This is a genomic window from Streptomyces sp. C10-9-1 (assembly GCF_024497955.1).
GTDB lineage: Bacteria > Actinomycetota > Actinomycetes > Streptomycetales > Streptomycetaceae > Streptomyces > Streptomyces sanyensis.
Genome location: NZ_JANHKP010000019.1, coordinates 24,479 through 50,713, shown reverse-complemented (window position 1 = coordinate 50,713; position 26,235 = coordinate 24,479). Strand labels below are relative to the sequence as shown.

The window sequence follows — 26,235 nt, the reverse complement described above, 5'->3', positions numbered from 1 at the left end:
GCCGGCCCGCCCCGGTGTCACGGAACGGGCGGGGCGCCCCGGGGGTCAGCGGGCCATGATCAGGCTCATGGCCTCGTTGCGGGTGGCCACGTCGCGCAGCTGCCCGCGGACCGCCGAGGTGAGGGTCTTGGCGCCGGGCTTGCGGATGCCGCGCATCGACATGCACATGTGCTCGCACTCGACGACCACGATCACGCCGCGGGGCTCCAGGATCTCCATCAGCGAGTCGGCGATCTGGGTGGTGAGCCGCTCCTGCACCTGCGGGCGGCGGGCGTAGACGTCCACCAGGCGGGCCAGCTTGGACAGGCCGGTGATCTTGCCGGTGGTGGAGGGGATGTAGCCGACATGCGCCACGCCCCTGAAGGGGACCAGGTGGTGCTCGCAGGTCGAGTAGACCTCGATGTCCTTCACCAGCACCATCTCGTCGTGGCCCAGGTCGAAGGTGGTGGTGAGCACGTCCTCGGGCTGCTGCCGCAGGCCCGCGAAGATCTCCTTGTAGGCCCGCGCCACGCGCGCCGGCGTCTCGCGCAGGCCCTCGCGGTCCGGGTCCTCCCCGACGGCGAGGAGCAGCTCCCGCACGGCGTTCTCGGCCCGCTTCTCGTCGAACTCGGCGATCGAACGCTCGCCGTCCAGCGTCACCGGGTCGGTCATCTGTGCCTCGTTCCTGTCTGCTCGCAGCGCGGGCATATGAGAATGCCGCGCCCCCCAGGCTAGAGCCCGGGGGGCGCGGCAGTCATTCCGGGGCAGTGCCCTGGCCTGGGGCTCAGGCCTCGGGACGCTCCTCCGCTACCGGCTCGGCCGGTGCCTTGGTGAGGTCCGTCACCGAGGGGGCCGCTCCGTTCGCCGCGCCGTTGGTCAGTGCGAGCTCCTTGGGGGAGAGCACCGGCGGGCGGGTGGAGGGAGTGCGCCGGGAGGAACCGGTCCACGCCGGACGGGCCGGGCGCTTCACGATCGGGGCGAAGATCTCGGCGATCTCCTCCTTGCCCAGCGTCTCCCTCTCCAGCAGCTGGAGCACCAGGTTGTCGAGGACGTCGCGGTTCTCGACGAGGATCTCCCACGCCTCGTTGTGCGCGGACTCGATGAGCTTCTTGACCTCCTCGTCGACCAGTGCGGCGACCTCTTCCGAGTAGTCGCGCTGGTGGGCCATCTCGCGGCCGAGGAAGGGCTCGCTGTTGTCGCCGCCGAACTTGATGGCGCCGAGCCTCTCGGTCATGCCGTACTGCGTGACCATCGCCCGCGCGGTGGCCGTGGCCTTCTCGATGTCGTTCGCCGCGCCGGTGGTCGGGTCGTGGAAGACGAGCTCCTCCGCCGCCCGGCCGCCCAGCATGTAGGCGAGCTGGTCGAGCATCTCGTTGCGCGTGGTCGAGTACTTGTCCTCGTCCGGAAGGACCATGGTGTAGCCCAGCGCCCGTCCGCGCGACAGGATGGTGATCTTGTGGACCGGGTCCGAGTTGGGTGAGGCCGCCGCGACCAGGGCGTGACCGCCCTCGTGGTACGCGGTGATCTTCTTCTCCTTGTCGGACATGATCCGGGTCCGCTTCTGCGGCCCCGCCACCACGCGGTCGATCGCCTCGTCCAGCGACTGGTTGTCGATGAGCTTGCGGTCGCTGCGCGCCGTGAGGAGCGCGGCTTCGTTCAGCACGTTCGACAGGTCGGCACCGGTGAAGCCGGGCGTCCGGCGGGCCACGGCGCCGAGGTCGACGTCCGGGGCGACCGGCTTGCCCTTCTGGTGGACCTTGAGGATCTCCAGCCGCCCCTGCATGTCCGGGCGGTCCACGGCGATCTGCCGGTCGAAGCGGCCCGGTCGCAGCAGCGCCGGGTCGAGGATGTCGGGCCGGTTGGTGGCGGCGATGAGGATCACGCCGCCCTTCACGTCGAAGCCGTCCATCTCGACGAGCAGCTGGTTGAGCGTCTGCTCCCGCTCGTCGTGGCCGCCGCCGAGGCCGGCACCGCGGTGGCGGCCGACGGCGTCGATCTCGTCGACGAAGACGATCGCCGGGGCGTTGGCCTTCGCCTGCTCGAAGAGGTCCCGGACCCGGGAGGCGCCGACACCGACGAACATCTCGACGAAGTCGGAACCCGAGATCGAGTAGAACGGGACGCCCGCCTCGCCGGCGACGGCGCGCGCGAGCAGGGTCTTGCCGGTTCCCGGCGGGCCGTACAGCAGCACGCCCTTGGGGATCTTGGCTCCGACGGCCTGGAACTTCGCCGGCTCCTGGAGGAACTCCTTGATCTCGTGGAGCTCCTCGACCGCCTCGTCCGACCCGGCCACGTCGGCGAAGGTCGTCTTCGGGGTGTCCTTGGTGATGAGCTTGGCCTTCGACTTCCCGAAGTTCATGACGCGGGAGCCGCCGCCCTGCATCTGGTTCATCAGGAAGAGGAAGACCACCACGATGAGCAGCAAGGGCAGCAGGGAGAAGAGCACCGAGACGAAGGGGCTCTGCTTCGAGACCGAGACCGTGTAGCCCTTCTCGATCTCACCCGCCTCGAACTTCTCCTGCAGCTTGTCGGCCAGGTCGACGCCCTGGGTGCCGATGTAGCTGGCCTGCACCTTGGTGCCGCCGTCTACCTTCTGGCCCTCCTTCAGCTCGATCTTGACGAGCTGCTCGTCGCCTGTGGTCAGCTTGGCCTGCTGGACCTGGTTCCTGTCGATCGCCTGGACGACCTTGCCGGTGTCCACCGTCTTGTAGCCGCCGGACGAGCCGACGACCTGCATCAGCACGACCACGGCGAGGACGGCCAGCACGATCCACATGACCGGCCCACGGAAGTATCGCTTCACGTCCATCCATACGGAGCGAGAACGCCCCGTCCCTCCTGCCCGTAGTGAAATGCCGCTGTTGACTCGTTTATGCGACTGCTATGAGAAATGACAACTGTTCTTCGGACGGTACCCCAGCTTCGGCACCGGCGACCGCCTTCCCTTGCACCAACGGCGGAAAGGCGGGCTGGGTTCCCCAGCGTGCCGGCGGCTCAGCCCCCGTAGACGTGCGGGGCGAGTGTGCCCACGAACGGCAGGTTGCGGTACTTCTCGGCGTAGTCCAGGCCGTAGCCGACGACGAACTCGTTCGGGATGTCGAACCCGATCCACTTCACGTCGATGGCGACCTTCGCCGCGTCGGGCTTGCGCAGCAGGGTGCAGACCTCCAGGGAGGCCGGCTCGCGCGACCCCAGGTTGCTCAGCAGCCACGACAGCGTCAGGCCCGAGTCGATGATGTCCTCGACGATCAGGACGTGCCTGCCCTTGATGTCGGTGTCGAGGTCCTTGAGGATCCGCACCACGCCGGAGGACTGCGTGCCCGCGCCGTACGACGACACGGCCATCCAGTCCATCGTGACGGGGGTGGCGAGCGCACGCGCCAGGTCCGCCATCACCATCACCGCGCCCTTGAGGACGCCGACGATGAGCAGGTCCTTGCCCGCGTACTCCGCGTCGATCTTCGCCGCCAGCTCGGCCAGCTTGGCGTCGATCTCTTCCTTGGTGATGAGCACCGACTGGAGGTCGCTGCCCATGTCCTTCTCGTTCACCCGCGTCGCTTTCTGTCTCGGCGGTTCACCCTTGCCGAATGACCAGTCTGCCACCCTGGCGCAGCACCTGGATCCGCCCGGGCAGATTGATGGCCCGCTGGCCCCGCCAACCGGTGATCAGGCGGTCCACCTCCTCGATGTGGCGGGCGAAGAGGGAACCGGCGGGCGACCCCGCCTCGATCACGGCCCGGCGGAGCACCCGGCGGCGCACGGCGGGGGGCAGCGCGTAGAGCTTGGCGCACTCCAGGCCGCCGTCCGCGGTGCGGACCCCGGCGGCCGCCTCGGCCGCCCAGGCGTCGAGGGCGTCGGCGTCGTCGCGGGAGAGCTGGGCGGTCCGGGCAAGCGCCTCCACGACGCCCTTGCCCAGCGCCTTCTCCAGGGCCGGCAGGCCCTCGTGGCGCAGCCGGGAGCGCGTGTAGGCCGGATCGGCGTTGTGGGGGTCCTCCCACACCGGCAGCGACTGGACCATGCACGCCTTGCGGACCGTCTGGCGGTCGATCAGCAGGAACGGGCGCCGGTAGCGGCCCGCCGCCCCCGAGACGGCGGCCATACCGGAGAGCGAGCGGATGCCGGATCCCCGGGCGAGCCCGAGGAGCACGGTCTCGGCCTGGTCGTCCCGGGTGTGCCCGAGGAGCACGGCGGCGGCCCCGAGGCGCTCGGCGGCCGCGTCGAGCGCGGCGTAGCGGGCGTCGCGGGCGGCGGCCTCGGGGCCGCCGGCGCGCCCCACGCGCACGGTGGCGGTCTCGACGGGGTCGAGGCCCAGCGCGGTGAGGCGGGCGGCCACCTCGGCGGCGCGGAGGTCGGAGCCGGCCTGGAGTCCGTGGTCGACGGTGACGGCGCCGGCGCGGACGGAGAGCTTGGGGGCCTCGAAGGCGAGGGCGGAGGCCAGTGCCATGGAGTCGGCCCCGCCGGAGCAGGCGACGAGCACCAGGGGAGGGCCGTCGGCGGGCTCCGGGGCGCGGGAGCCGGCCCCGACGGCGTGCCGGGCGTGCTGGGTGAGGACTTCGTTCAGGACGCGGCGGACCGCCAGGCGTATCGCCGCGACCGCAGGATGGGGACCCATGTCCGGTGCCCTTCGTGGAGTGTCGGGAGGGGTGTCGGCCCGAGGACGGTGCGGGGCCGGCGAACCGGCCGCCCGCATTCGTCACTCAGAGTGCGTCGATGGTGACAGAGCCGAGCCAATACCCGAGCATTGCACGCCTATCCAACGCCTACGGTCCCTCGGACGGGTGATTGGAGGGGCGCTCTCGTGCCCCCGGCGACCCGCCGTTCGCGACCCCGCACCCGCGGTTCACGATTCCGCCCTGCGGTGCACCCGCGCGACCCAGTCCGCCGGTTTGGCGATCTCCGCCTTGGTGGGGAGGGTGTTGGGCGAGGTCCACACGCGGTTGAAGCCGTCCATGCCGACCTCCTCCACGACCGCCCGGACGAAGCGCTCGCCGTCGCGGTACTGGCGGAGCTTGGCGTCGAGGCCGAGGAGCTTGCGCAGGGCCAGGTCGAGACGGCCGGCGCCACGGGCGCGCCGCTGCTGGAACTTCTCCCGGATCTCGGCGACCGAGGGCACCACGGCGGGCCCCACCCCGTCCATCACGAAGTCGGCGTGCCCCTCCAGCAGCGACATCACGGCCGTCAGGCGGCCGAGGATCTCGCGCTGGGCGGGCGTCTGCACCAGCTCGACCAGGGACCTGCCCTCGTCCTCCTCGCCCTCGGGGCGGGCCCCCGCCAGCGACTGGGCGGCCTCCCTCAACCGCTCCAGGACGGTCATCGGGTCCACGTCGGTCTCCGCGAGGAACGACTGGATCTCGCCCTCCAGGTGGTCGCGCAGCCAGGGCACACCGGTGAACTGGGTGCGGTGCGTCTCCTCGTGCAGGCAGACCCAGAGCCGGAAGTCGTGCGGGTCGACGCCGAGCTCCCGCTCGACGTGCACGATGTTCGGGGCCACCAGCAGCAGCCGTCCGCCCCCGTTGCCGCCGGGCCCCGCGGGAGCACCCTCGGGGAGCGAGCGGCTCGCCGGGGCGAAGGTCTCGTACTGGCCGAGGACCCGGGAGGCGAGGAAGGACAGCAGCATTCCGAGTTCCACGCCGGTCACCTTGCCGCCCACGGCACCGAGCACGGCGCCGCCGGCCGTGTCGGAGCGGCGCTCGCGCATCTTGTCCAGCAGGGGGCTGAGCAGTTCCCGGAAGCCCGCGACATTGGCCCTGATCCAGCCCGCCCTGTCCACGACGAGGACCGGTGTGTCCCGTGGCGTCACCCCCTCGGGGACCATGCGGGTGAAGGCGCGCACATGCTCCTCCGACGCCTTGGCGTGCCGCCGCAGCTCCGCGACGACGGCGCGCGCCTCGTCCCGGCTCGCGTCGGGCCCGGGCCGCACGAAGCGGGTGGCCGTCGCCACGGCGAGGTTCCAGTCGACCATCTCGGCACCACCGATGCTCGTCATGCGTCAACCGTACGTTCTCCACCGGTGCCGCGTGGAGGTGTCGGCGGTGCCCACCCACCGGGGCGCGGCGCCCGGTCTCACTCCAGCAGCGCGGCCGCCAGGCGGTCCAGCGCGGGCCGGGCGGCGTAGGGCGAGGGGGTGTCGCCGGCCAGGAAGGCGAAGGCGAGCACGCGGCCGTCCGGGGCGGCCACGGTGCCCGCCAGGGTGTCGACGCCGGTGAGCGTGCCGGTCTTGGCCCGGACCAGCCCGGAGCCCGGGGAGGCGGCCGGGTAGCGGTCGCCGAGGGTGCCGGTGAATCCCGCCACGGGCAGCCCGGTCAGCACCGGGCGCAGCTCCGGGTGCTCCGGGTCGGCCGCCGCGGCGAGCAGGGCCGTGAGCAGTTCGGCGGTGGCCCTGTCCCGCCGGTCGAGGCCGCTGCCGTCGGCGAACCGGGTGCCGGCCAGCGGCAGGCCCAGCCGGCGGAGCTGGTCGGTGACGGCCCGCTCCGCGCCGGCGAAGTCGGCGGGGCGGCCGGCGGCCACGGCGGTCTGCCGGGCCAGCGACTCGGCGATGTCGTTGTCGCTGTGGGTCAGCATCCGCTCGACCACCTGGGCCAGGGGGGCGGAGAGGACCTGGGCCACCGGCACGGCCTCCTCCGGCGCGCGGCCCGGCGCGGGAGTGCCCTCCACCCGTACGCCGTGCTCGCTCAGCCGGTCGGCGAAGACGCGGGCGGCCTCGCCGGCCGGGTCGGCCGAGCGGGTGGCGGGTCCGGTGCTCGCGGGGTCGTTGCGGCCCTGGTCGACCATGAGCGCGCTGACCGGGGCGATGTTGTCGTTGGGGCCGATGGGGTGCAGGCGGGCCCCGGGGTAGAGGGCCGTGTCGTAGGCGATCCGCACCGCCTCGGCGCCCCGGTCGCCGAGGGCGCGGGCGGTGCGGCCGGCGAGGTCGTCCAGGCGGTCCCGGTCCAGGGTGGCGTCGCCGCCGCCGACGAGCGTGACCACCCGCACCTCGCCCGGGACGGCCACGACGGTGGTGGGGACGCGGTGGTCGGGGCCGAGCGCGCCCAGGGCCGCGGCGGCGGTCGCGATCTTGATCGTGGAGGCCGGGACCATCGGCCGGGAGGCCCCCGCTCCGTAGAGGCGGCGGCCGGTGGCGAGGTCGACGACGCTCGCGGTGGGGGCGGAGCCCAGCGCCGGGTCCGCCAGCAGCGGGGCGAGAGCGGTCGCGAGGCCGTCGGCGGCGGCGCCCGGGGCGTCCGCCGGAGCGGCGCGGGTGCCGCCGAGGGGGTCGAGCACCGGGGGTGCGCTCGGAGCGGGCGGCGGGCGGTGGGCGGCGGACGCGTCGTGATGTGCGCCACCCGGGTCGGCGCGGACGGCCGCCCATCGGCGCTCGGCCGTACGCTGGCCCGTGTCCCAGGGTCCGGCCAGGGTCACCGCCCCGACCGACAGGACGAGCCCGACCACGGCGGCACCCGTCGCGAGCTGCCATGTTCCGACCTTCGGCACCCCGCACCAGCCCCTTTCGCGATCACACCTGTGCGTGAGGGACACTTAACCACCAGATTCGCGTCTTGCTATGTCTTGATCATGGAGGAGCCACCCGTGGAGTTCGACGTCACCATCGAGATCCCGAAGGGTTCGCGCAACAAGTACGAGGTGGACCACGAGACCGGTCGGATCCGCCTGGACCGTCGGCTCTTCACCTCGACCAGCTACCCGGCGGACTACGGCTTCGTCGAGAACACCCTCGGTGAGGACGGCGACCCGCTGGACGCCCTCGTCATCCTGGACGAGCCCACCTTCCCGGGCTGCCTGATCACCTGCCGGGCCATCGGCATGTTCCGGATGACCGACGAGGCCGGCGGCGACGACAAGCTGCTGTGCGTCCCGGCGTCGGACCCGCGCGTCGAGCACCTGCGCGACATCCACCACGTCTCCGAGTTCGACCGCCTGGAGATCCAGCACTTCTTCGAGGTCTACAAGGACCTGGAGCCCGGCAAGTCCGTCGAGGGCGCCAACTGGGTCGGCCGCGCCGAGGCCGAGGCCGAGATCGAGGCCAGCTACAAGCGCCTGGAGGCGCAGGGCGGCGCTCACTGACGCTCCGCCGCAAAGCCCCGGTCGCGGGCGGGACACACAGGTGTCCCGCCCGCGACGCGTACCTCCCCTTGTCCGCGCCCATACTGGGCAGGAGTGCCGGGCAGAGGGCAGGAGCGAGAGGGAGCGAGGACGGCGAGTGGTGGCGGAGTCCGAGGGTCCGGAAGACCGGAAGCCTCAGTCCGACGAGGCGCACAGCGCCTTCGCCCCGCCGGTGGGCGTGGAGCACCGGGAGGCCCCGGAGGAGGACCATCCCAGTTCCGAGTTCTCCGTGCCGAAGGGCTTCCTGGCGGACCCCGTGCAGGCCGAGCCGGAGGGTTCGGCCTTCGCCCCGCCGTCCACGTACAGTGCCCGGACCTCTCCTCCGGCGTTCACCCCCGCGCACGGCACGGCCCTGGTCAGGGTGACGCACAACGCCCCCTGGCAGGACCGGATGCGGGCGATGCTGCGGCTGCCGGTCGGGGAGCGCCCGGTGCCGGACACGGTGCCGCGGGCCGACGAGGAGGGGCCGGCGGTGCCCCGCGTGCTCGACCTGACCCTGCGGATCGGCGAGCTGCTGCTCGCGGGCGGAGAGGGCGCCGAGGACGTGGAGGCGGCGATGTTCGCCGTCTCCCGCTCCTACGGGCTGGACCGCTGCGAGCCCACGGTCACCTTCACCCTGCTGTCGATCACCTACCAGCCGTCGCTGGTGGACGACCCGGTGACGGCGAACCGCACCGTGCGCCGCCGCGGCACGGACTACACCCGGCTGGCGGCCGTCTACCGCCTGGTGCACGACATCAGCGTCGAGGAGTCGGACGTCACCCTGGAGGAGGCGTACCGCAGGCTCGCGGAGATCCGCCGGAACCGGCACCCCTTCCCCGGCTGGGCGATCACCCTGGCGGGCGGGCTGCTGGCCGGGTCCGCGGCCGTGCTGGTCGGCGGTAACGTCATCGTCTTCCTGGCCGCGGCGATCAGCGCGATGCTGGGGGACCGCCTGGCGTGGCTGGCGGCGGGGCGGGGCCTGCCGGAGTTCTACCAGTTCGTGGTGGCGGCGATGCCCCCGGCGGCCTTCGGCGTGGGGCTGAGCCTGTCCCCGCTGGACGTCCGGGCCTCCGCGGTGATCACCGGTGGCCTGTTCGCCCTCATCCCGGGGCGGGCGCTGGTCGCGGCCGTGCAGGACGGCCTGACCGGCTTCTACATCACGGCCTCGGCCCGTCTGCTGGAGGTCGGCTACCTGGTCGTCGGCATCGTCGTGGGTGTGCTCAGCGTGCTCTACCTCGGGTTCGCGCTGGACGCCGGGCTGCAGCCGGAGACCGCGCTGCACAGCGTGGACCGCCCGGAGGTGCAGACGCTCGCGGCGATGACGCTGTCGCTGTGCTTCGCGGTCATGCTCCAGCAGGAGCGCCACACGGTGTGGCTCGCGACCCTCAACGGGGGCGTCGCCTGGGTGGTGTACGGGGCGCTGGCGATCCAGGGCGACGTCTCGCCCGTGGCGGCCACCGCGGCGGCGGCGGGACTGGTGGGCCTGTTCGGCCAGATGCTGGCGCGCTACCAGTTCACCTCGGCGATGCCGTACGTGACGGCCTCGATCGGTCCGCTGCTTCCCGGTAGCGCGCTGTACTTCGGGCTGCTGTCCATCGCGCGGGGCGACCTGAACGACGGGCTGGGCTCGCTGAGCAAGGCCGCGGCGCTGGCGCTGGCCATCGCGATCGGGGTCAACCTGGGCTCCGAGGTGACCCGGCTCTTCCTCCGGGTGCCGGGTGCGCCCGGCGAGATCCAGCTGCCCGGCGGGCGCCGCGCGGCCAAGCGGACCCGCGGCTTCTGACGCGCGTGCCGGGCGGTCCGCCCCCGGCACGCGCGCGAGCCCCCGCGGGGCGGGGGCTCGGGCGGCGGTACCGGGTACGGGCGGGCGGTGTCAGCGGCGGGCGTGGCGGCCGCGCTGCGGGAAGGGGGGCGTGTCGTCGTCGCCGTCCGCGGAGCCCTCCGCGGCGGCCTTCCTGTTCTTGGAGCGGGCGCGCAGCAGCTCGACGGCGATCGGGACCACGGAGATCAGCACGATCAGGATGAGGATGGCCTCGATGTTCTGGTGCACGAACTCGACCTTGCCGAGCGCCGCGCCGAGCAGCGTCACCCCGGCGCCCCACAGCACGCCGCCGATGATGTTGAAGGTCACGAAGGAGCGGTAGTTCATCCGGCTCACGCCGGCGATGATCGGCGTGAAGGTGCGCACGATGGGCACGAAACGGGCGAGGACCAGGGACTTGGGGCCGTACTTCTCGAAGAAGTCGTGGGCCTTCTCGACGTTCTCCTGCTTGAAGAAGCGCGAGTCCGGGCGCTTGAAGAGCGCGGGGCCCACTTTCCGGCCGAAGAGGTAGCCCACCTGGTCGCCGATGACCGCGGCCACCACGATGAGGGTGCAGACCAGCCACAGCGGCATGTCGATCTTGCCGGTGGTCACCAGCAGACCGGTGGTGAAGAGCAGGGAGTCGCCCGGCAGGAAGAAGCCGATCAGGAGGCCGGACTCGGCGAAGACGATGACCAGGACCCCGATCAGCCCGAACGTGGTGATCAGGTAGTCCGGGTCGAGCCAGCTCGGTCCGAGCGCAAGGGTGTTCACGAGGTCCGGGCTCCTGTGGTGTAAGTCGTTCGGGACAGTAGGCGGCCCAAAACTATCAACGCACGATGAACGCCTTCGGTTCCACCGGGTACCGGGATGCGGTCCGGGCCGGTGGGCCCGAAGCTGGGCCCATGGGTATCGAGGACTACGGCGGCGGGCAGAGCCCGGGCGTCGACGTGCTGGTGGTCACGACGGACGAGGTGCCCGGGTACCGGGTGGAGCGGGTGGTCGGCGAGGTCTTCGGCCTGACCGTGCGCTCGCGGCACCTGGGGAGCCAGATCGGCGCCGGGCTGAAGTCGATGGTCGGCGGTGAGCTCAGGGGGCTGACGAAGACCCTGGTCGAGACGCGCAACCAGGCCATGGCGCGCCTGGTCGACCAGGCGGCGGCGCGGGGCGCGAACGCCGTGCTGGCCTTCCGCTTCGACGTGACGGAGGCGGCGGACGTGGGGACCGAGGTGTGCGCCTACGGCACGGCGGTGGTGATCGCGCAGGTCTGAGGTCCGTCCGGGGGCGCGGAGGGACTCGCGTTGCGGGCGGTGCCCGCCGAGGCGAGCCTGGGTCCCATGGCACTTCACCAAGGTTCCCCCGGTGCGCGCGGTGAGGACGACCCCCGGCGGCGCCGGCTGGCGCTGAACCCCTTCTTCGGGGAGGCCGACCCCGTCGGCGACATGACCGCGGCTCCGCCCGTCCACCGCCTGCCCGACGGGCCCATGGCGCCGTCGACCGCCTACCAGCTGGTCCACGACGAGCTGATGCTGGACGGCAACTCGCGCCTCAACCTGGCGACCTTCGTCACGACGTGGATGGAGCCCCAGGCCGCGGTGCTGATGAGCGAGTGCCGCGACAAGAACATGATCGACAAGGACGAGTACCCGCGGACCGCGGAGCTGGAGCGCCGGTGCGTGGCGATGCTGGCGGACCTGTGGCACGCCCCCGACCCGACGGCGGCCGTCGGCTGCTCGACGACGGGTTCCAGCGAGGCGTGCATGCTCGCCGGGATGGCGCTGAAGCGGCGCTGGGCGCGGCGGAACGCCGACCGGTACCCGGCGCGGGCGCGGCCGAACCTGGTGATGGGCGTGAACGTCCAGGTGTGCTGGGAGAAGTTCTGCACCTTCTGGGAGGTGGAGCCGCGGCTGGTGCCGATGGAGGGCGACCGCTTCCACCTCGACCCGCAGGCCGCGGCCGAGCTGTGCGACGAGGACACGATCGGCGTGGTCGCCGTCCTGGGCTCGACCTTCGACGGCTCCTACGAGCCCGTGGCGGAGGTCTGCTCGGCGCTGGACGCGCTGCGGGAGCACACCGGGGTGGACGTGCCGGTCCATGTGGACGGGGCTTCGGGGGCGATGGTGGCGCCCTTCCTCGACCCGGACCTGGTCTGGGACTTCCGGCTCCCGCGCGTGGTCTCGATCAACACCTCGGGCCACAAGTACGGGCTGGTCTACCCGGGCGTCGGCTGGGCGCTGTGGAGGTCCTCGGAGGCCCTGCCGGAGGAGCTGGTCTTCCGGGTCAACTACCTGGGCGGCGACATGCCGACCTTCGCGCTGAACTTCTCCCGCCCGGGGGCTCAGGTGGTGGCGCAGTACTACACCTTCCTGCGGCTGGGCCGGGAGGGCTACCGGGCGGTGCAGCAGGCGGCACGGGACGTGGCCTCGGGGCTTGCCGGGCGGATCGGCGGCCTGGAGGACTTCCGGCTGCTCACCCGGGGCGACCAGCTGCCGGTGTTCGCCTTCACCACCGCGGACGGCGTGGGGGCCTTCGACGTCTTCGACGTCTCGCAGCGGCTGCGCGAGCGGGGCTGGCTGGTGCCCGCGTACACCTTCCCGGCGAACCGGGAGGACCTGTCGGTGCTGCGGATCGTGTGCCGCAACGGCTTCTCGGTCGACCTGGCGGACCTGCTGCTGGACGACCTGGACCAGGTGCTTCCCGAGCTGCGGCGGCAGCCGGGGCCGCTGGCCCGGGACCGCTCCGCCGCGACGGCCTTCCACCACTGAGCACGCCGCCGGGGCGCTCAGCGGCCGTCGCCCTCGTGGGGGATCCCGGTGGCGTAGGGGTTCTCCTGCCCCTCGGCCAGCACGCCGACGAACGGCCCGCCCTCCCCGGCGAAGGTGTAGGCGCCGGCCTCGATGCGGGCGATCAGCCCGCGGGTCCAGGCGGAGCCCCCGTCCGCGGAGGCGAGCCAGAAGTCCATGATCTCGCCGATGTGGCCCAGCGAGGCCGTCCCCTCCGGGGGCGTGTAGTACTCCGTGACCGACGAGCGCCACTCCTCGATGGCGCGCACCCGGGTGCGCAGCAGCTCGACGGCCTCGGCGCGGGGCAGGTCGACGATGAAGCCGAGCGCCGCGGACAGCACGTCCGTCCGCTGGTCGTGGGCGGCCAGTGACTCCCGGAGCAGGCCGAAGTACTCCTCGGTGCCCCGGGGGGTGAGCTCGTACTCGGTCCGCGGGGGGCCGCCCGCGTCGGAGGGCGCGGTCTCGTGGGCGCGCAGCAGGCCCTGCTTCGCCATCTGCTTGAGCGCGTGGTAGATCGAGCCGGGCTTGGCGTTGGACCACTCGTGGGCGCCCCAGTACTCCAGGTCGTTGCGCACCTGGTAGCCGTGGGCCCGTCCGTGCTGCCGCACGGCGCCGAGCACCAGGAGCCGGATCGCTGACATCTGCCGGGGTCCCCTTCTCATCACGTGTGACCGGCCCGGCCCGTATGACGGAGAGGACCGTCCCGCTCCCGCCGTGCCGTCCGGCCGGTGGTCGATTTCTACACCGCCCTGGGCTTCGGGACGACCTGCCTCCGGACCGGGCCCTCCCCCACGCCGCGGTCCGCTGCCCGGCCGAAGTCCCCTTCCACGGTATGGCGGGCCGTGAGCCCGCGGCCCGCCGTACTCCGGCCGCTGCGCGGTCACCGGGGGCGTGGACGGCCCGTACGCCGCCTTCCGCGCCGGTCCGGAGACGGCGCACGGTGGTCCCGCGCGGCGGGGTGCCGCGCCCGGGAGCGCTTGAGGACATGCCGTACGGCGGGCGCCAGTCCCCGACGGCAACACCGTCCGGGTCGGTCGGCCCTCGGCGGGGACCCGGACCGGGCCGCCCGGGCCCGAAGGGCCCGGTGCGCCCGCCCTGCGCCTCGCGGGCCTCCTCGCCGACTCCGGGGAGGACCTCCCGGGCGCCGCCCGGGCCGTGGAGCGGACCCTCGCCCGGCGGGATCCCCGGCCCGCCGGCCCGCGGAGCCGCGGCGGCTGCCGGTGCTCCGCGCCCACCGGCCCTGCGCCTCGGTGGCGCGGGCCCCGCCCGGGAGGCACCGGCGCAGGCCGCCGCGATCGAGACGGCCGCCGCGGAGCGCGGAGCGGCGGCGGGCACAGCAGCCCTGCCGGGTGGGCCGGGGGGCCGCGGGCCCGGGGCGGTGCGGGCGCGGCGCCCCGGGCCCTCGCCTCAGCGCCCGGCCTCGGCCAGGTCGATCAGGGCGAAGGCGTCCTTGCCGTCCAGGGACTCGCGGATGATGTCGGCGTGGCCCGCGTGCCGGGCGAACTCCTCGACCAGGTGCAGCAGCAGCGCGCGCAGCGACATCCTGCCGTCCGCCGGGAACCAGGGTGCCTCGGGGAGCGGGAACTCCTGGTCCAGGCTCGGCGCCGAGCGGATGAACTCCTCGGTCTCCTGCGCCACCCCGTCCCAGAACGCCAGGAAGCCGGGCACGGTCTCGTCCCCGACCAGCCGGAAGCCCTCCTCCCAGGTCTCCGGGGTGCGCTGCCGCTCGTTGGGGCGCTGCTGGGCCAGCCGCAGCCAGTTCAGTTCGACCTCGGCGACGTGCTTGAGCAGGCCGGACAGCGACAGCCGGCTCGCGCTCGGCCGGCTGGCGGCCTGCTCCTCCGTCAGCCCGAGCACCGAGCGCCGGATCGCCGCCCGCTGGCCCTCGACGTACGCGAGCAGGGCGCCGCGCTCGTCGCCGGGTGCCTCCGCGGGAATGTGGGTGACCATGGTGGTGCCGCCTTCCGATCAGCGCCGGGGTCCTCTCCCCTGCTGCACCTGCCACGCTACGGAGCATTGCGGACAGGTTCTGTCCGCTAGGGAACCGGGGCGGTCGCGGACGCCCCGAAGGGACGCGCGGCCCGGTGGAGCGGGGGGCGCCGCCCACGGCGAGGCCCCGCCCCCCGGGCAGGACCTGGCGGGGCGGGGCCCGGGGGCTCGCCGACGTGCGGCGGAGCCGGCGCGCCGTGCCGGAAGCGCCTCAGAAGGGGAAGCGCGAGCGGCCGTGCTGCACCGAGATCCACTTCTGCGTCGTGAAGGCGTCCAGCATGGCGTCGCCGTTGAGGCGGCCGAGACCGGAGTGCTTCTCCCCGCCGAACGGGACGATCGGCTCGTCGTGCACGGTGCCGTCGTTGATGTGGATCATGCCCGTGTGGATCCGCTTGGCGATCCGCACACCGCGCTCCACGTCCCCGGTGTGGACGGCGCCGCTCAACCCGTAGGGGGTGTCGTTGGCGATCCGCACCGCCTCGTCCTCTCCCTCGAACGGGATGAGGAGCGCCACGGGGCCGAAGATCTCCTGGCTCAGGACGGGTGCGCCCTCGGGAATGTCGGCGAGCACCGTCGGGGAGACCAGGTTCCCCTCCACCGTGCCGCGCACCAGGGCGGTCGCCCCCGCCGCGACGGTCTGCTCCACGACGGCGGAGACGGCCTCGGCCTGGGAGGCGTTGATCAGCGGGCCGATGTGGGTGGCCGGGTCGGCCGGGTCGCCGACGGCGAGGGTCCGCACCTTGGCGACGAACTTCTCGGTGAACTCCGCCTGGAGCGAGCGGTCGACCAGGATGCGGTTGGCGGCCATGCACACCTGGCCCTGGTGGACGAAACGGCTGAAGACGGCCGCGTCCACCGCGTAGTCGACGTCGGCGTCGTCGAGCACGATCAGGGCGCTGTTGCCGCCCAGTTCGAGGATGGCGTGCTTGAAGTGGGCGGCGCAGACGGTCGCCACGTGGCGGCCCACCCGGTCCGAGCCGGTGAAGGAGATGGCCTTCGGGACGGGGTGCTCCAGCAGCGCGTCACCGATCTCGGCGATGTCGGTGACGACGACGTTGAGCAGGCCGGCGGGCAGGCCGGCGTCCTCGAAGACCTTGGCGACCAGGGTCCCGCCGCAGACGGGCGTGTTCTGGTGCGGCTTGAGCACCACCGCGTTGCCGAGCGCGAGGGCGGGGGCCACCGACTTGACGGACAGCAGGAAGGGGAAGTTGAACGGGCTGATGACGCCCACGACGCCGACCGGGACGCGGTAGACGCGGTTCTCCTTGCCGTCGGCCGGGGAGGGCAGGATGCGCCCCTCGGGCCGCAGGGCCAGCTGGACGGCCTCGCGGAGGAACTCCTTGACGAGGTGGAGTTCGAAGGCGGCCTTGAGGTGGGTGCCGCCGAGCTCCGCGACGATCGCCGCGGCGATCTCCTCCTCGCGGTCCTCGATGATCCGCAGCGCCCTCTCGAAGACCCCCCGGCGGGTGTAGGGGTTGGTCTCGGCCCAGGCGGTCTGCGCCCGCTCGGCCGCCCGGTACGCCTGGTCGACCTCCTCGGCGGTGGCCACCGTGATCGAGGCCAGCTTCCCGCCGTCGTAGGGGTTGAAGTCGATGATGTCCCAGGAACCGCTGCCCGGCTTCCATTCGCCGTCTATGTACTGGAGTGCCAGGTCGCTGAAGAAGGACATGTGATCACTGCTCCATGGGCAGGGGCGGCGGGGGCGCCGGCGCGCGTCAAGGTGTCTGATGCTTCGTCATCGTACGCATGTTTCAGGCGAGTTGAAGGAGACCGCGGAGCAGGTCGCGGGTGCCGGCGGCATCCGGGCTGTCCTCGCACAGACGCTCCATGACCCGGGCGTACTGGGCGACGTCCTCGCGCTTGTCGAGGTAGAGGGCGCTGGTCAGCTGCTCCAGGTAGACCACGTCGGAGAGATCGGACTCGGGGAAGCTCAGCAGGGTGAACGCCCCGCTCTCGCCCGCGTGCCCGCCGAATCCGAAGGGCATCACCTGGAGCGTGATGTTGGACTGCTCGGACACGTGGATCAGGTGCCTCACCTGGTCCTGCATCACTCTCCGGTCACCGTAGGGGCGGCGCAGCGCCGCCTCGTCGAGGACGACGTGCAGCAGGGGGGCGTTCTCCGACACCAGCGCCTTCTGGCGCTCCAGCCGCAGGGCGACCCGCTTGTCGATCTCCGACGTGGAGGCTCCGGGCATCCCGCGGGACACCACCGCGTGGGCGTAGGACTCGGTCTGCAGCAGCCCGTGCACGAACTGGACCTCGTAGATGCGGATCACCGAGGCCGCGCCCTCCAGGCCGATGTAGGTCTGGAACCAGCCCGGCAGCACATCGCCGTAGCTGTGCCACCAGCCGGCGACGTTGGCCTCCCTGGCGAGCCCGAGGAGCGAGGCGCGCTCCGCCTCGTCGCCCACGCCGTAGAGGGTGAGCAGGTCCTCCACGTCGCGCGCCTTGAAGCTCACCCGGCCCAACTCCATGCGGCTGATCTTGGATTCGGAGGCGCGGATGGAGTACCCGGCCGCCTCCCGCGTGATACCCCGGGACTCCCTCAGGCGCCGCAGCTGGGACCCCAGCAGGATGCGCCGGACGACCGACCCTCCACCCGGCCCCTCGCCGCGGGGGTCGCCCCATGCGGGCGACGCCGCCCCTGACACTCCTGCCGTCACGACCCGAACCCTCCCCATCCGTACACCACTTCACTGCGTCCGATCGTCGCCGAGTGCCTCCCGAAACCCAAGAGCCGGATTCTGCCACCAAAAGGCTTCAGCCTGTACTCGTGCGGTTACGGAAAGAGTAGACAGTGCCGCCGGGCCTCCCGACCGGCCTGTGGAAGAAATGAGCAGCAACCGCCACGGGCGCGGACAGGTCCGGCGCGTGCACGTGCATCTGCCCTTGCATCTGCCCTACGCATTGGGAACGATGGTGCTCGCGCACCTGCGTGCTCGTTCGTGTCGTAGCGCCACAGCAGCGAATCCCGGGAGTGCCTCGCATGGGGACGAATCGATCGACCATGCTCGCGCCGTTAAGGCAGGGGCTCTACCCGACCGACCCCTCGACCGCGGCCACCTCCGCCTCCTGCGCCCTGCCGCCCCGCCACGAAGCGGTGCGCGGCGCACGGCAGTTCACCCGGGCGACGCTCGGCCAGTGGGACCTCGCGCACCGCTTCGACGACGTGGCGCTGGTCGTCTCCGAACTCGTCACCAACGCCCTGCGCCACGCGCTGGCCCCCGAGGGCGGGCCGACCCGGCCCGGGTGCGAGGCACACGAGCAGGCCGGCGAGACACCGGTGCGGCTGCACCTGATGCGCTGGACGGGGCGCCTGGTGTGCGCGGTGCGCGACCCCAGCGACGAGGGCCCCACCGCCCGGCAGGCGGAGGAGGACTTCGCCGCCGAGTCGGGGCGCGGGCTGCTGCTGGTGGAGTCCTTCAGCGACGGCTGGGGCTGGCATCCGCTCGCCGGGGCGCTGCGGGGCAAGGTCGTCTGGGCGCTCTTCCGGCTGGGATGAGGCGCACCCCGCCGGACCGCGCCGCGGCCCTGCGGGGCCCCCGGGCGGCACCGGCCGGGCGCCCCGGCGCTCAGGCCACCAGGTGGTCGAACTCGCCGTCCTTGGCCCCGAGGAGCAGCGCCTCTATCTCCGCCGTCGTGTACACGAGTGCGGGACCTTCCGGGTGCCGCGAGTTGCGCATCGCCACATCGCCGCCGGGCAGCTTGGCGAACTCGACGCAGGAGCCCTGGGAGTTGCTGTGTCTGCTCTTCTGCCAGACGACCCCCTGAAGCTCCGTGGCCGCCATGCCGCTGTACACGTGGTGCACAAGTCGCTCCCGGGGTACAAGGTGCAGGTGTCAACTACGCCGGATCATAGCCGCGTTCATATGCCATGTGCAGAAGCCAATGCACGGGTCGATGCACGTGCACAGGGGGTGTTCCCCCGGTTACACGCTCCGCCCGGCCCGCGGCAGGCTCCCCGTTCCTCCCCCGCCCGCGGCCCGGTTGTGGAGATCCGGCGAGGGCCCCCGGAAGCACCCGCGGGGCCCTGGTAGCTTTGCGCGGTCTCTCCGACACCACCCAGGGGGAACCTCCATGCGCACCACCGCTCTTCGCACGGCGGCCGCCACCGCGACCGCCCTCGCGGCCCTCGTCCTGGGCGGCTGCGCAAGCGGCGACGAGGCGGCGGACGGCGAGGACAGGGACGCAGCCCCCACGACGCCCGCCGCCACCGCCTCGCCCGATCCGACCGGCGTCCAGGACGGCGGGGCGGACGGCGCCGCCGGGGGCATCGAAGGCACCTGGGCCGGACTGACCGACGCCAAGCCCGTCGTGCTCTCCCTCACGCGGGGGAAGGTGGCCCTGCTGGCCGAGGGCCGCGCCTGCACGGGCGACGTCACCGGCACCGGCCCCTGGAAGCTGACACTGACCTGCTCGGACGGCAGCACCGACCGGACCTCGGGCACCATCCGGCCCGGGGACGGCACCACGCTGCTCGTCGCCTGGGACGGCGGCACGGAGGACACCCTGCGCAGGAGCGAGGGCGGTTCGCTCCCCGAGGGCCTGCCCACGGCGCTGCCCACCCCCTGAGCCCCGGCGCCGCCGCCCGCCCGGGCCCGCCTGCCGCCCCCGCCCGCGGCGCCCCGCGGCGCCACCGGATCCCGCCGCGTCCCGGGACGCTGTCGGCGGCGGGAGGTACCGTCCCTCCATGGCATCCCGACTGGATCTCACGCTGGACTGCGCGGACGCCGAACGGCTGGCCGCCTTCTGGCGCACCGCGCTGGGCTACGTCGACGAGCCCCCGCCCCCGCCCTTCACCACACGGGAGGAATGGCTGGCCCAGTTCGAGGAGGACGAGGAGGACGGGCTCGGCGGCGCCTGGCTGTGCGACCCCGAGGGCAGGGGCCCCCGGCTGAGCCTGCTGGAGGTCCCCGAGCCGAAGAGCGCCAAGAACAGGCTGCACCTGGACATCCGCCTCCCCGGCCACGGCACCGCCGCGGAGCGCTGGGCCCGCATCCGGGACGAGGCCGGGCGCCTGGCCGCGGCGGGCGGCACCGTCCTGGAGACCTTCGACGGGCACCATGTCGTCATAGCCGATCCCGAGGGCAACGAGTTCTGCGTCGCCGCCGGCCCGGCCTGAACCGCCGTGCGCGTCGGGCTCTTCGCGACCTGCCTCGCGGACACCCTCTTCCCCGAGGCCGCACGGGCCACCGCCCTGCTCCTCGCCCGGCTGGGCCACGAGGTGGTGTTCCCCCCGGAGCAGACCTGCTGCGGCCAGATGCACGTCAACACCGGCTACCAGCGCACCGCCCTCCCTCTCGTGCGGCAGTTCGCCGGACTCTTCCGGGACCCCGCCGTGGACGCGGTGGTCCTGCCTTCCGCCTCGTGCACGGGCTGCGTCCGCCACCAGCACGCCCAGGTCGCCGCACGGTACGGCGACCCGCGCCTGGCCGCCGCGGTGGAGGAGGTGGGCGCCAAGACCTACGAGCTCACCGAGCTGCTCGTCGACGTCCTGGGCACCACCGACGTGGGCGCCTGGTTCCCGCACCGCGTGGCCTACCACCCCACCTGCCACTCCCTGCGGATGCTCCGGTCGGCAGACAGGTCGCTGGCGCTGCTGCGGTCCGTCGAGGGCATCGAGCTCCTCCGGCCGCCCCGGGACGACTCCTGCTGCGGCTTCGGCGGGACCTTCGCCCTGAAGAACGCCGCGACCTCCACCGCGATGCTCGGGGACACCCTGGACCGCATCGCCTCGACCGGCGCCGAGGTCTGCACCGCCGCGGACTCCTCCTGCCTGATGCACATCGGCGGGGGCTTCTCCCGCCTGCGGTCCGGCCCGAGGACCCTCCACCTCGCGCAGATCCTCGCCGCCACCCGCGACGCGCCCCACCCCCTGACCGAGGAGGCCGCCCGATGACCCGCCCCTCCCGCCCCGGCGCCGCCGCCGGGTCCGGGGACGACCCGCCGGAGCGCCCGCTTCCCGGGACACCCGCCCCGCCCCCGCACGCTCCGCCGGGCACCGGCCGCCTGCGCGGCGACACGCCCTTCCCCCGGGCGGCCCGCGCGGCCCTCGGCGACCACACCCTCCGGGACAACCTGCGCCGCGCGACCGGCACCATCCGCGCCAGGCGGCTGGCCGCCACCAGGGAACTGCCGGACTGGGAGCGGCTGCGCGACGCGGGCGCCGCGCTCAAGTCCGAGGCCCTGGACCGCCTGCCCGAGCTGCTGCCGCAGCTGGAGGCCGCGTTCACCGGGCGCGGCGGCACCGTGCACTGGGCCCGCGACGCGGCGGAGGCCAACGCGATCGTCACCCGCCTGGTCCGGGAGACGGGCTCCGAGGAGGTCGTCAAGGTCAAGTCCATGGCCACCCAGGAGATCGGACTCAACGAGCACCTGGCACGGCAGGGCATCACCGCATACGAGACCGACCTGGCCGAGCTGATCGTCCAGCTCTCCGGCGACCGCCCCTCCCACATCCTGGTCCCCGCGATCCACCGCAACCGGGAGGAGATCCGCGGGATCCTCCGCGACGGCATCCCGGATGCCGACCCCCGGCTCGGGTCCGACCCGGCGGAACTCGCCGCCGCGGCACGGGCCCATCTGCGCGAGAGGTTCCTCACGGTGCCCGTCGCCGTCTCCGGAGCGAACTTCGGCATCGCGGAGACGGGCACCCTGTGCGTGGTGGAGTCGGAGGGCAACGGCCGGATGTGCCTGACCCTGCCGCGGACGCTGATCACCGTCATGGGCATCGAGAAGGTGGTCCCGCTCCACCGGGACCTGGAGGTCTTCCTGCAACTGCTGCCCCGGTCCGCCACGGGCGAGCGGATGAACCCCTACACCTCCCTGTGGACCGGGGTCACCCCGGGCGACGGGCCCCAGGAGGTCCATCTGGTCCTCCTCGACAACGGCCGCACCGCGGCGCTCGCCGACCCGCTCGGCCGCGGTGCGCTCGGCTGCATCCGCTGCTCCGCCTGCCTCAACGTCTGCCCGGTGTACGAGCGGGTGGGCGGCCACGCCTACGGCTCCACCTACCCGGGGCCGATCGGGGCGGTGCTGAGCCCGTACCTGGCCGGGATGCACGCCACCGGGGACGATCCGAACCGCACCCTCCCCTACGCCTCGACGCTCTGCGGGGCCTGCCTGGACGCCTGTCCGGTACGGATCGACCTCCCCGCGATGCTGGTCGACCTGCGCCGCCGCCACACGGAGGAGGCCGGGCGCACCCCGGAGGCGCTCGCGATGCGGACCGCCGGGGCCGTCATGCGGCGGCCGCGGCTCTACACGGCCGCCCAGCGGACCGCCGCCCGGCTCGCCCGCGCCGCCGCGAGGCGGGAGGGGCGGATCACCCGGCTGCCACCGCCGCTCGCCGGCTGGACGGAGGCCCGGGACGCACCCGTGCCCGCGCGCGATGCCTTCCGGTCGTGGTTCGCCTCGCCGGAGGGTGCCGCGGCGATGCGCGCCGCGGCACGCGAGGGCGAGCGCCGCCGCGCGGCACACGAGGGGCCGGGCGGCGGCGCCCCGGCGGACGGGCACGACCGGCGCGAGGAGGAGCGGTGAGCGGGCCGACGGCACGGGAGGCGGTGCTCGGGCGCATCCGGGACGCCCTGGCGCTGGCGCCCCCGGGGCGGCAGCCCGTCCCCCGCGCCTACCGCACGGGCCGCACGCTGCCGGACGACGAGCGGCTGGCGCTGTTCACCGGGCGGCTGGCCGACTACCGGGCGGGCGTCCGCGTCTGCACCGCCGCGGCCACGGCCGAGGCCGTGGCGGGGGCCCTGGACGCCCACGGGGCCCGGCGCGTCGGGGTCCCGCCCGGACTGGACCCGGCCTGGCTGGAGCGGTTCGGCGGGGAGGTCCTGGTCGACTCGGCCGCGGTCTCCCCCCGCATGCTCGACGGCCTCGACGCCGTGGTCACGGCCTCCGCAGCGGCCTGCGCCGAGACCGGTACCGTCCTTCTCGACGGCTCCCCCGACCAGGGCCGCCGCGCCCTGTCCCTCGTCCCCGACGTCCACGTCCTGGTCGTCGGCCTCTCGACCGTCGCGGCGGGAGTGCCCGAGGCGCTCGCCCTCCTCGTACCCGGACGGCCGACGACGCTGGTCAGCGGGCCTTCCGCCACCTCCGACATCGAACTGGAGCGGGTGGAGGGCGTCCACGGGCCGCGCGTCCTGGAGGTCGTGCTGCGCACCGACGCCTGAGCGGTGCGGACCGGCACCGGCCGGGCGGTCAGGCCCGGCGCCCGGGCAGGGGCCGCCCGGGGGCGGCCCGGTGCGCACGGTCGGCGGCCGAGGTGCCGTCGCGCCATCCGGCGGCGTCGGTCGCCGCCCGCACCCGCGCGGTGCGCGTCTCGGGGAACATCCGCCGGGTCCGGTCGGCCACGGCCAGGTCACGGGTGGCCAGCACCGGCAGCAGCTCGCCGGGGACGGCCTCCTCGGCGACGGCGGCCAGGTGCTCGCCGATGCGGGAGGCGTACGCCGTCCAGAACGACTGCCGGAAGGTCCTGGTGCGCTTGCGCCCCCCGGCCCGCTGGGCGGACTCGGCGGCCGTCATCGCCCTGGTCCCCTGCACCAGCAGGGACGTGTAGAGCAGCTCCACCGACTCCAGGTCCCCCTCGAAGCCCACCACCGTGGAGAAGCCGAAGGCGCCGTTCCACACGGCCTGGCAGCGGTTGGCGGAGGAGACCACGTCCAGCAGCACCGCCTTGGCCGTCTCGTAGGGCGCGTCCACGCCGATGCGGCGCGCCGACGGCGTGTGCGCGGCGGGGGCACCGTGCGCGAGGACCGCCTCGTCGATGCTGTGGCGGGCCATCAGCTCCTGGGCCTTGGCCGTGAGCGCCTCGGCCTCCTGCGGGTAGCCGGTGGCCTCCGCCTTGGCGAGCAGGGCGCGGACGCGGGTGAGCATCCGCGGCTCCGGGCCGGTCCCCTCCCGGGCGCCCGCCGGTGCGGCACAGGGCCCGGCGCCCGGCGGCGGGGCGACGGCCTCGATGCGCGGCAGCCGGGCCAGCAGCCGGTACAGCTCCAGGACCGCGGTGGCACGGCCGAAGCGGTCGCCGCGCGCCGGTGGCGGGACCTCGCCGGCGAGGTCCCGCAGCTGGGCCTCCCAGCGGTGCGGCAGCCGCGGGCCGTAGTGCGCGGACTCCGCCGCGACCAGCTCCGCGAGCAGCCGGTGGTGCACCTCCCCGAGGTCCCGCCGGACCAGCCGGGCGACGTCCGCGGGCTGCCAGCCGCGCTCCCAGGCGCGGCGCAGCAGCTCCTCGCCGCGCCGCCGCAGCTCCGCGTCGGCTCCGGGGTCGGCGGCGAGCAGGGAGGCGGCCGCGTCGAGGGGGGCGTCGCCCTCCGCGTACAGCGCCGCCGCCAGTGCCTTCTCGACCGTGCTCACCGTGCCCACACACCGGATGGTGTCACGCTGCGGCCGCGCGGGCCCCGCCCGGGCCGGGCCGGGAAGCGGCCGCCGTCGGCCCGGGCGGGTTCACGGTGTGACGTTCTGCTCCGCCCAGACGACCTTGCCGCCCACCGTGCGGCACGAACCCCACCGCCGGCAGAGCATGTTGATCAGCTGGAGTCCCCGTCCGCCCTCGTCGCTGACGTCGGCGTGCTGGATCTGCGGGAGGTCCGGGCCGGTGTCCGAGACCTCGATGGTGAGCCGCTCGCCGCGGAGGAGCCTCAGCTGACCGGGGCCGTTGCCGTAGCGCAGGGCGTTGCCGACGAGCTCGCTGACGACCAGTTCGCTGACGTCCGCCAGCTCCGCGAGCCCCCAGTCGGCGAGCTGCCCGGTGACCAGGCCGCGGGCGACGGAGGCGACGTTGCCCTCCTGGGGGAGCGGCCACACCCGCAGGTCGTCGTCCGGGCCGCCGGTGCTCCCGGCGACCAGCAGCACCGCCTCGTCGATGCGGCGGGCGCCCGGCGCTTCCGCGAGCAGCCCCCCGTCCTCCATCCGCTGCGGCTCCATGGACTTCGCCCGGCCGCGCAGCCCCTCCAGCTGCACGTCGATGTCGTCGGTGCGGTTCTTGACCAGGCCGTCGGTGTACAGCGCGAGACGGGCCCCCTCGCGCACCGAGACCCGCAGCGGGTCGTACGGGATGACCCCGGCGCCCAGCGGCGCGCCGACGGGGACGTCGAGGAGGTCGGCACCGCCCCGGCCGTCGAGCAGCAGCGGCGGGAGGTGCCCTGCGCTGGCGAAGGTGTAGGTGGAGTCCGCGGGGTCGTAGACGGCGCACAGGCACGTGGCGACCTGCTCGTCCTCCAGGTCGCGGGTGGCCAGGTCCAGCCTGGCCAGCACCCGCTCGGGGGCCATGTCGAGGGTCATCAGGGTCCGGCCGACCGCGCGCAGCCGCCCCATGGTGGCCGCCGCCGGCAGCCCGTGGCCCATCACGTCGCCCACCATCAGCGCGGTACGGCCGCCCGGCAGCGCCATCACGTCGTACCAGTCGCCGCCGACGCCCCGTGCCGCGGCGGCCGGTGCGTACTCGGCGCGGACCCTCAGCCCGGGGGTGAGGGGGGTGGCCCGGGGCAGCAGGCTGCGCTGGAGGGAGATCACGTGCTCCCGCTCGCGCCCGTACATCCGGGCGTTGTCCATGAACACGGCCGCCCGGGAGGCGAGTTGCTCGGCGAGCGCCAGATCGGTGGTGGAGAACGGCGGGGTGCCGCCGGCACGGACGAAGTCGGCGGTGCCCAGCAGAACGCCCCGGGCGATCAGCGGTACGGCGAGGTAGCTGTGCACCCCGGCGTCCCGCATCTTCGCGGCGGCGCTGGCGGTGGGTGCGATGCGCACGTAGTCCTCGTCGGCGATCCGCGCCAGCAGCACCGGTTTGCCCTGGCGCAGGCAGTAGCGGTGGAGCAGCGTCTCGTGCGTCGCCTCGCCGACCGTGTTGGTGTCCCCGACCGGGGTGGGTTCCAGCAGGGCCAGTTCGTCGATGGCGCAGACCGCCATCGCGCGGCTCTCCGGGATGCCGACCCCGGTCCAGCGGGAGCCCTCCTCGCCCCGGAGCACCCGCTCCAGCACGTCGACGGCCGCCCCGTCGGCGAACCTCGGCACGGTGAACTCGGCCAGCTCCTGGGCGGTGCGCTCCAGGTCGAGCGTGGTGCCGATCCGGGTGCTCGCGGAGTTGAGCCAGGCCAGGCGGCTGCGGGTGGTGAAGCCGTCGGAGGGCTGGTGCCCCCGCCCGCGGCGGAAGCGGAGGCCGCGGACACCGGAGGACTGCATCGCGGCGGTCCGCGCGGAGAGGCGCTGCGTCAGGCGTCGTTTGCGGCTGCCCCCGTTCACTGTTTCGGCCTCCCGGTCACGTGCACGCGCCTCGATCCCCAGTGTGCCCCGCGCAGGGCGGACACGCCCGCCGGGCGGCGGGGCCGTCCGGTTGGGATCAGAGCGTACGGGGAGCTTGCCCCGTGCGGCAGCGGTCCGGGGACACCGACCGGGGGAAACTCCCGGAACCGGGACGGCGGGGACGCCGCGCGGGCATCCCCCCGGCGCGCCGCGGGGACGCCCGCGGGAGGGCTCGGGAGAGGCGCGGGGCCGCCCGCGGCCGGCCCGCCTCGCGGCGGGGGGCGTCGGCTCGTGCGCGTCGGCCGGCCCAGCGGCCGGGCCGGCCCCGGACGCGCCGCGCGGGCGCTGTCCGAGCCGGATGCC

The 26,235-nt window shown here is 73.9% G+C and carries 24 protein-coding genes; 10 read left to right on the top strand and 14 right to left on the bottom strand.

Annotation, left to right across the window (positions count from 1 at the left end; translation table 11 throughout):
• Positions 1-45: 45 nt before the first annotated feature.
• The 6 genes from folE to dacB all read right to left on the bottom strand — a co-directional run bounded on the left by folE (position 46) and on the right by dacB (position 7,449).
• Complete coding sequence (gene folE / locus NPS70_RS24590; protein ID WP_256526589.1) at positions 46-651, bottom strand: GTP cyclohydrolase I FolE; 606 nt, start codon at positions 649-651, stop codon at positions 46-48.
• 112 nt (positions 652-763) lie between these two features.
• A complete protein-coding gene (ftsH, locus tag NPS70_RS24585) occupies positions 764-2,788 on the bottom strand; it encodes an ATP-dependent zinc metalloprotease FtsH (RefSeq protein ID WP_256526588.1) in 2,025 nt (674 codons plus the stop codon).
• A 185-nt stretch (positions 2,789-2,973) separates the two neighbouring features.
• On the bottom strand, positions 2,974-3,513 hold the full coding sequence (gene hpt / locus NPS70_RS24580) for a hypoxanthine phosphoribosyltransferase (RefSeq protein ID WP_256526659.1): 540 nt from the start codon (positions 3,511-3,513) through the stop codon (positions 2,974-2,976).
• A gap of 40 nt (positions 3,514-3,553) precedes the next feature.
• Entirely contained in the window at positions 3,554-4,591 is a 1,038-nt protein-coding gene (tilS, locus tag NPS70_RS24575) for a tRNA lysidine(34) synthetase TilS (RefSeq protein WP_256526587.1), read from the bottom strand.
• A 228-nt stretch (positions 4,592-4,819) separates the two neighbouring features.
• Positions 4,820-5,965: a zinc-dependent metalloprotease gene (locus tag NPS70_RS24570; protein ID WP_256526586.1), complete on the bottom strand. Its 1,146-nt coding sequence runs from the start codon at positions 5,963-5,965 to the stop codon at positions 4,820-4,822.
• Positions 5,966-6,042: 77 nt separating this feature from the next.
• Positions 6,043-7,449, bottom strand: coding sequence for a D-alanyl-D-alanine carboxypeptidase/D-alanyl-D-alanine-endopeptidase (dacB, locus tag NPS70_RS24565; RefSeq protein ID WP_256526585.1), 1,407 nt, complete (start codon positions 7,447-7,449; stop codon positions 6,043-6,045).
• A gap of 96 nt (positions 7,450-7,545) precedes the next feature.
• On the opposite strand from dacB, the gene NPS70_RS24560 reads away from it, so the two are divergent.
• Both NPS70_RS24560 and NPS70_RS24555 read left to right on the top strand, forming a co-directional pair.
• On the top strand, positions 7,546-8,040 hold the full coding sequence (locus NPS70_RS24560) for an inorganic diphosphatase (protein ID WP_187744513.1): 495 nt from the start codon (positions 7,546-7,548) through the stop codon (positions 8,038-8,040).
• Positions 8,041-8,176: 136 nt separating this feature from the next.
• Positions 8,177-9,844, top strand: coding sequence for a threonine/serine exporter family protein (locus NPS70_RS24555; protein ID WP_256526584.1), 1,668 nt, complete (start codon positions 8,177-8,179; stop codon positions 9,842-9,844).
• A gap of 90 nt (positions 9,845-9,934) precedes the next feature.
• On the opposite strand, the gene NPS70_RS24550 is transcribed toward NPS70_RS24555, so the two are convergent.
• Positions 9,935-10,636 (bottom strand): DedA family protein, encoded by a 702-nt coding sequence (locus tag NPS70_RS24550; RefSeq protein ID WP_256526583.1) that lies wholly within the window; start codon positions 10,634-10,636, stop codon positions 9,935-9,937.
• 131 nt (positions 10,637-10,767) lie between these two features.
• Here NPS70_RS24550 and NPS70_RS24545 point away from each other — a divergent pair, with 131 nt between their 5' ends.
• Positions 10,768-11,133, top strand: coding sequence for a YbjQ family protein (locus NPS70_RS24545; protein WP_256526582.1), 366 nt, complete (start codon positions 10,768-10,770; stop codon positions 11,131-11,133).
• Between the two features lie 66 nt (positions 11,134-11,199).
• Positions 11,200-12,627 (top strand): glutamate decarboxylase, encoded by a 1,428-nt coding sequence (locus tag NPS70_RS24540; RefSeq protein WP_256526581.1) that lies wholly within the window; start codon positions 11,200-11,202, stop codon positions 12,625-12,627.
• 17 nt (positions 12,628-12,644) lie between these two features.
• Here NPS70_RS24540 and NPS70_RS24535 read toward each other — a convergent pair whose 3' ends face one another.
• The 4 genes from NPS70_RS24535 to NPS70_RS24520 all read right to left on the bottom strand — a co-directional run bounded on the left by NPS70_RS24535 (position 12,645) and on the right by NPS70_RS24520 (position 17,315).
• Positions 12,645-13,286 carry a PadR family transcriptional regulator gene (locus NPS70_RS24535; RefSeq protein WP_256526580.1) on the bottom strand — a complete coding sequence of 214 codons (642 nt, stop codon included), beginning with the start codon at positions 13,284-13,286 and terminating at the stop codon, positions 12,645-12,647.
• Between the two features lie 766 nt (positions 13,287-14,052).
• The gene (locus NPS70_RS24530) at positions 14,053-14,595 is read right to left on the bottom strand and encodes a DinB family protein (RefSeq protein WP_256526579.1); all 543 of its coding nucleotides are present in this window, start codon (positions 14,593-14,595) and stop codon (positions 14,053-14,055) included.
• Positions 14,596-14,845: 250 nt separating this feature from the next.
• Positions 14,846-16,303: an aldehyde dehydrogenase family protein gene (locus NPS70_RS24525; RefSeq protein WP_256526578.1), complete on the bottom strand. Its 1,458-nt coding sequence runs from the start codon at positions 16,301-16,303 to the stop codon at positions 14,846-14,848.
• Between the two features lie 82 nt (positions 16,304-16,385).
• Positions 16,386-17,315 (bottom strand): helix-turn-helix transcriptional regulator, encoded by a 930-nt coding sequence (locus tag NPS70_RS24520; RefSeq protein ID WP_256526577.1) that lies wholly within the window; start codon positions 17,313-17,315, stop codon positions 16,386-16,388.
• 305 nt (positions 17,316-17,620) lie between these two features.
• On the opposite strand from NPS70_RS24520, the gene NPS70_RS24515 reads away from it, so the two are divergent.
• Positions 17,621-18,136 (top strand): ATP-binding protein, encoded by a 516-nt coding sequence (locus NPS70_RS24515; protein ID WP_256526575.1) that lies wholly within the window; start codon positions 17,621-17,623, stop codon positions 18,134-18,136.
• Between the two features lie 70 nt (positions 18,137-18,206).
• Here NPS70_RS24515 and NPS70_RS24510 read toward each other — a convergent pair whose 3' ends face one another.
• On the bottom strand, positions 18,207-18,443 hold the full coding sequence (locus tag NPS70_RS24510) for a DUF397 domain-containing protein (RefSeq protein WP_256526574.1): 237 nt from the start codon (positions 18,441-18,443) through the stop codon (positions 18,207-18,209).
• Positions 18,444-18,711: 268 nt separating this feature from the next.
• Here NPS70_RS24510 and NPS70_RS24505 point away from each other — a divergent pair, with 268 nt between their 5' ends.
• The 5 genes from NPS70_RS24505 to NPS70_RS24485 all read left to right on the top strand — a co-directional run bounded on the left by NPS70_RS24505 (position 18,712) and on the right by NPS70_RS24485 (position 22,808).
• Complete coding sequence (locus tag NPS70_RS24505; RefSeq protein ID WP_256526573.1) at positions 18,712-19,206, top strand: hypothetical protein; 495 nt, start codon at positions 18,712-18,714, stop codon at positions 19,204-19,206.
• Positions 19,207-19,324: 118 nt separating this feature from the next.
• Positions 19,325-19,756 (top strand): VOC family protein, encoded by a 432-nt coding sequence (locus tag NPS70_RS24500; RefSeq protein WP_256526572.1) that lies wholly within the window; start codon positions 19,325-19,327, stop codon positions 19,754-19,756.
• A 6-nt stretch (positions 19,757-19,762) separates the two neighbouring features.
• Complete coding sequence (locus NPS70_RS24495) at positions 19,763-20,533, top strand: (Fe-S)-binding protein (RefSeq protein WP_256526571.1); 771 nt, start codon at positions 19,763-19,765, stop codon at positions 20,531-20,533.
• Complete coding sequence (locus NPS70_RS24490; protein WP_256526570.1) at positions 20,530-22,173, top strand: lactate utilization protein B; 1,644 nt, start codon at positions 20,530-20,532, stop codon at positions 22,171-22,173. The genes NPS70_RS24495 and NPS70_RS24490 overlap by 4 nt, the downstream gene beginning before the upstream one ends.
• Positions 22,170-22,808 carry an LUD domain-containing protein gene (locus NPS70_RS24485; protein WP_256526569.1) on the top strand — a complete coding sequence of 213 codons (639 nt, stop codon included), beginning with the start codon at positions 22,170-22,172 and terminating at the stop codon, positions 22,806-22,808. The genes NPS70_RS24490 and NPS70_RS24485 overlap by 4 nt, the downstream gene beginning before the upstream one ends.
• A gap of 28 nt (positions 22,809-22,836) precedes the next feature.
• Here NPS70_RS24485 and NPS70_RS24480 read toward each other — a convergent pair whose 3' ends face one another.
• Entirely contained in the window at positions 22,837-23,997 is a 1,161-nt protein-coding gene (locus tag NPS70_RS24480) for a DUF2786 domain-containing protein (protein ID WP_256526568.1), read from the bottom strand.
• 81 nt (positions 23,998-24,078) lie between these two features.
• A complete protein-coding gene (locus NPS70_RS24475) occupies positions 24,079-25,812 on the bottom strand; it encodes a SpoIIE family protein phosphatase (RefSeq protein ID WP_305886310.1) in 1,734 nt (577 codons plus the stop codon).
• Positions 25,813-26,235: the final 423 nt, after the last annotated feature.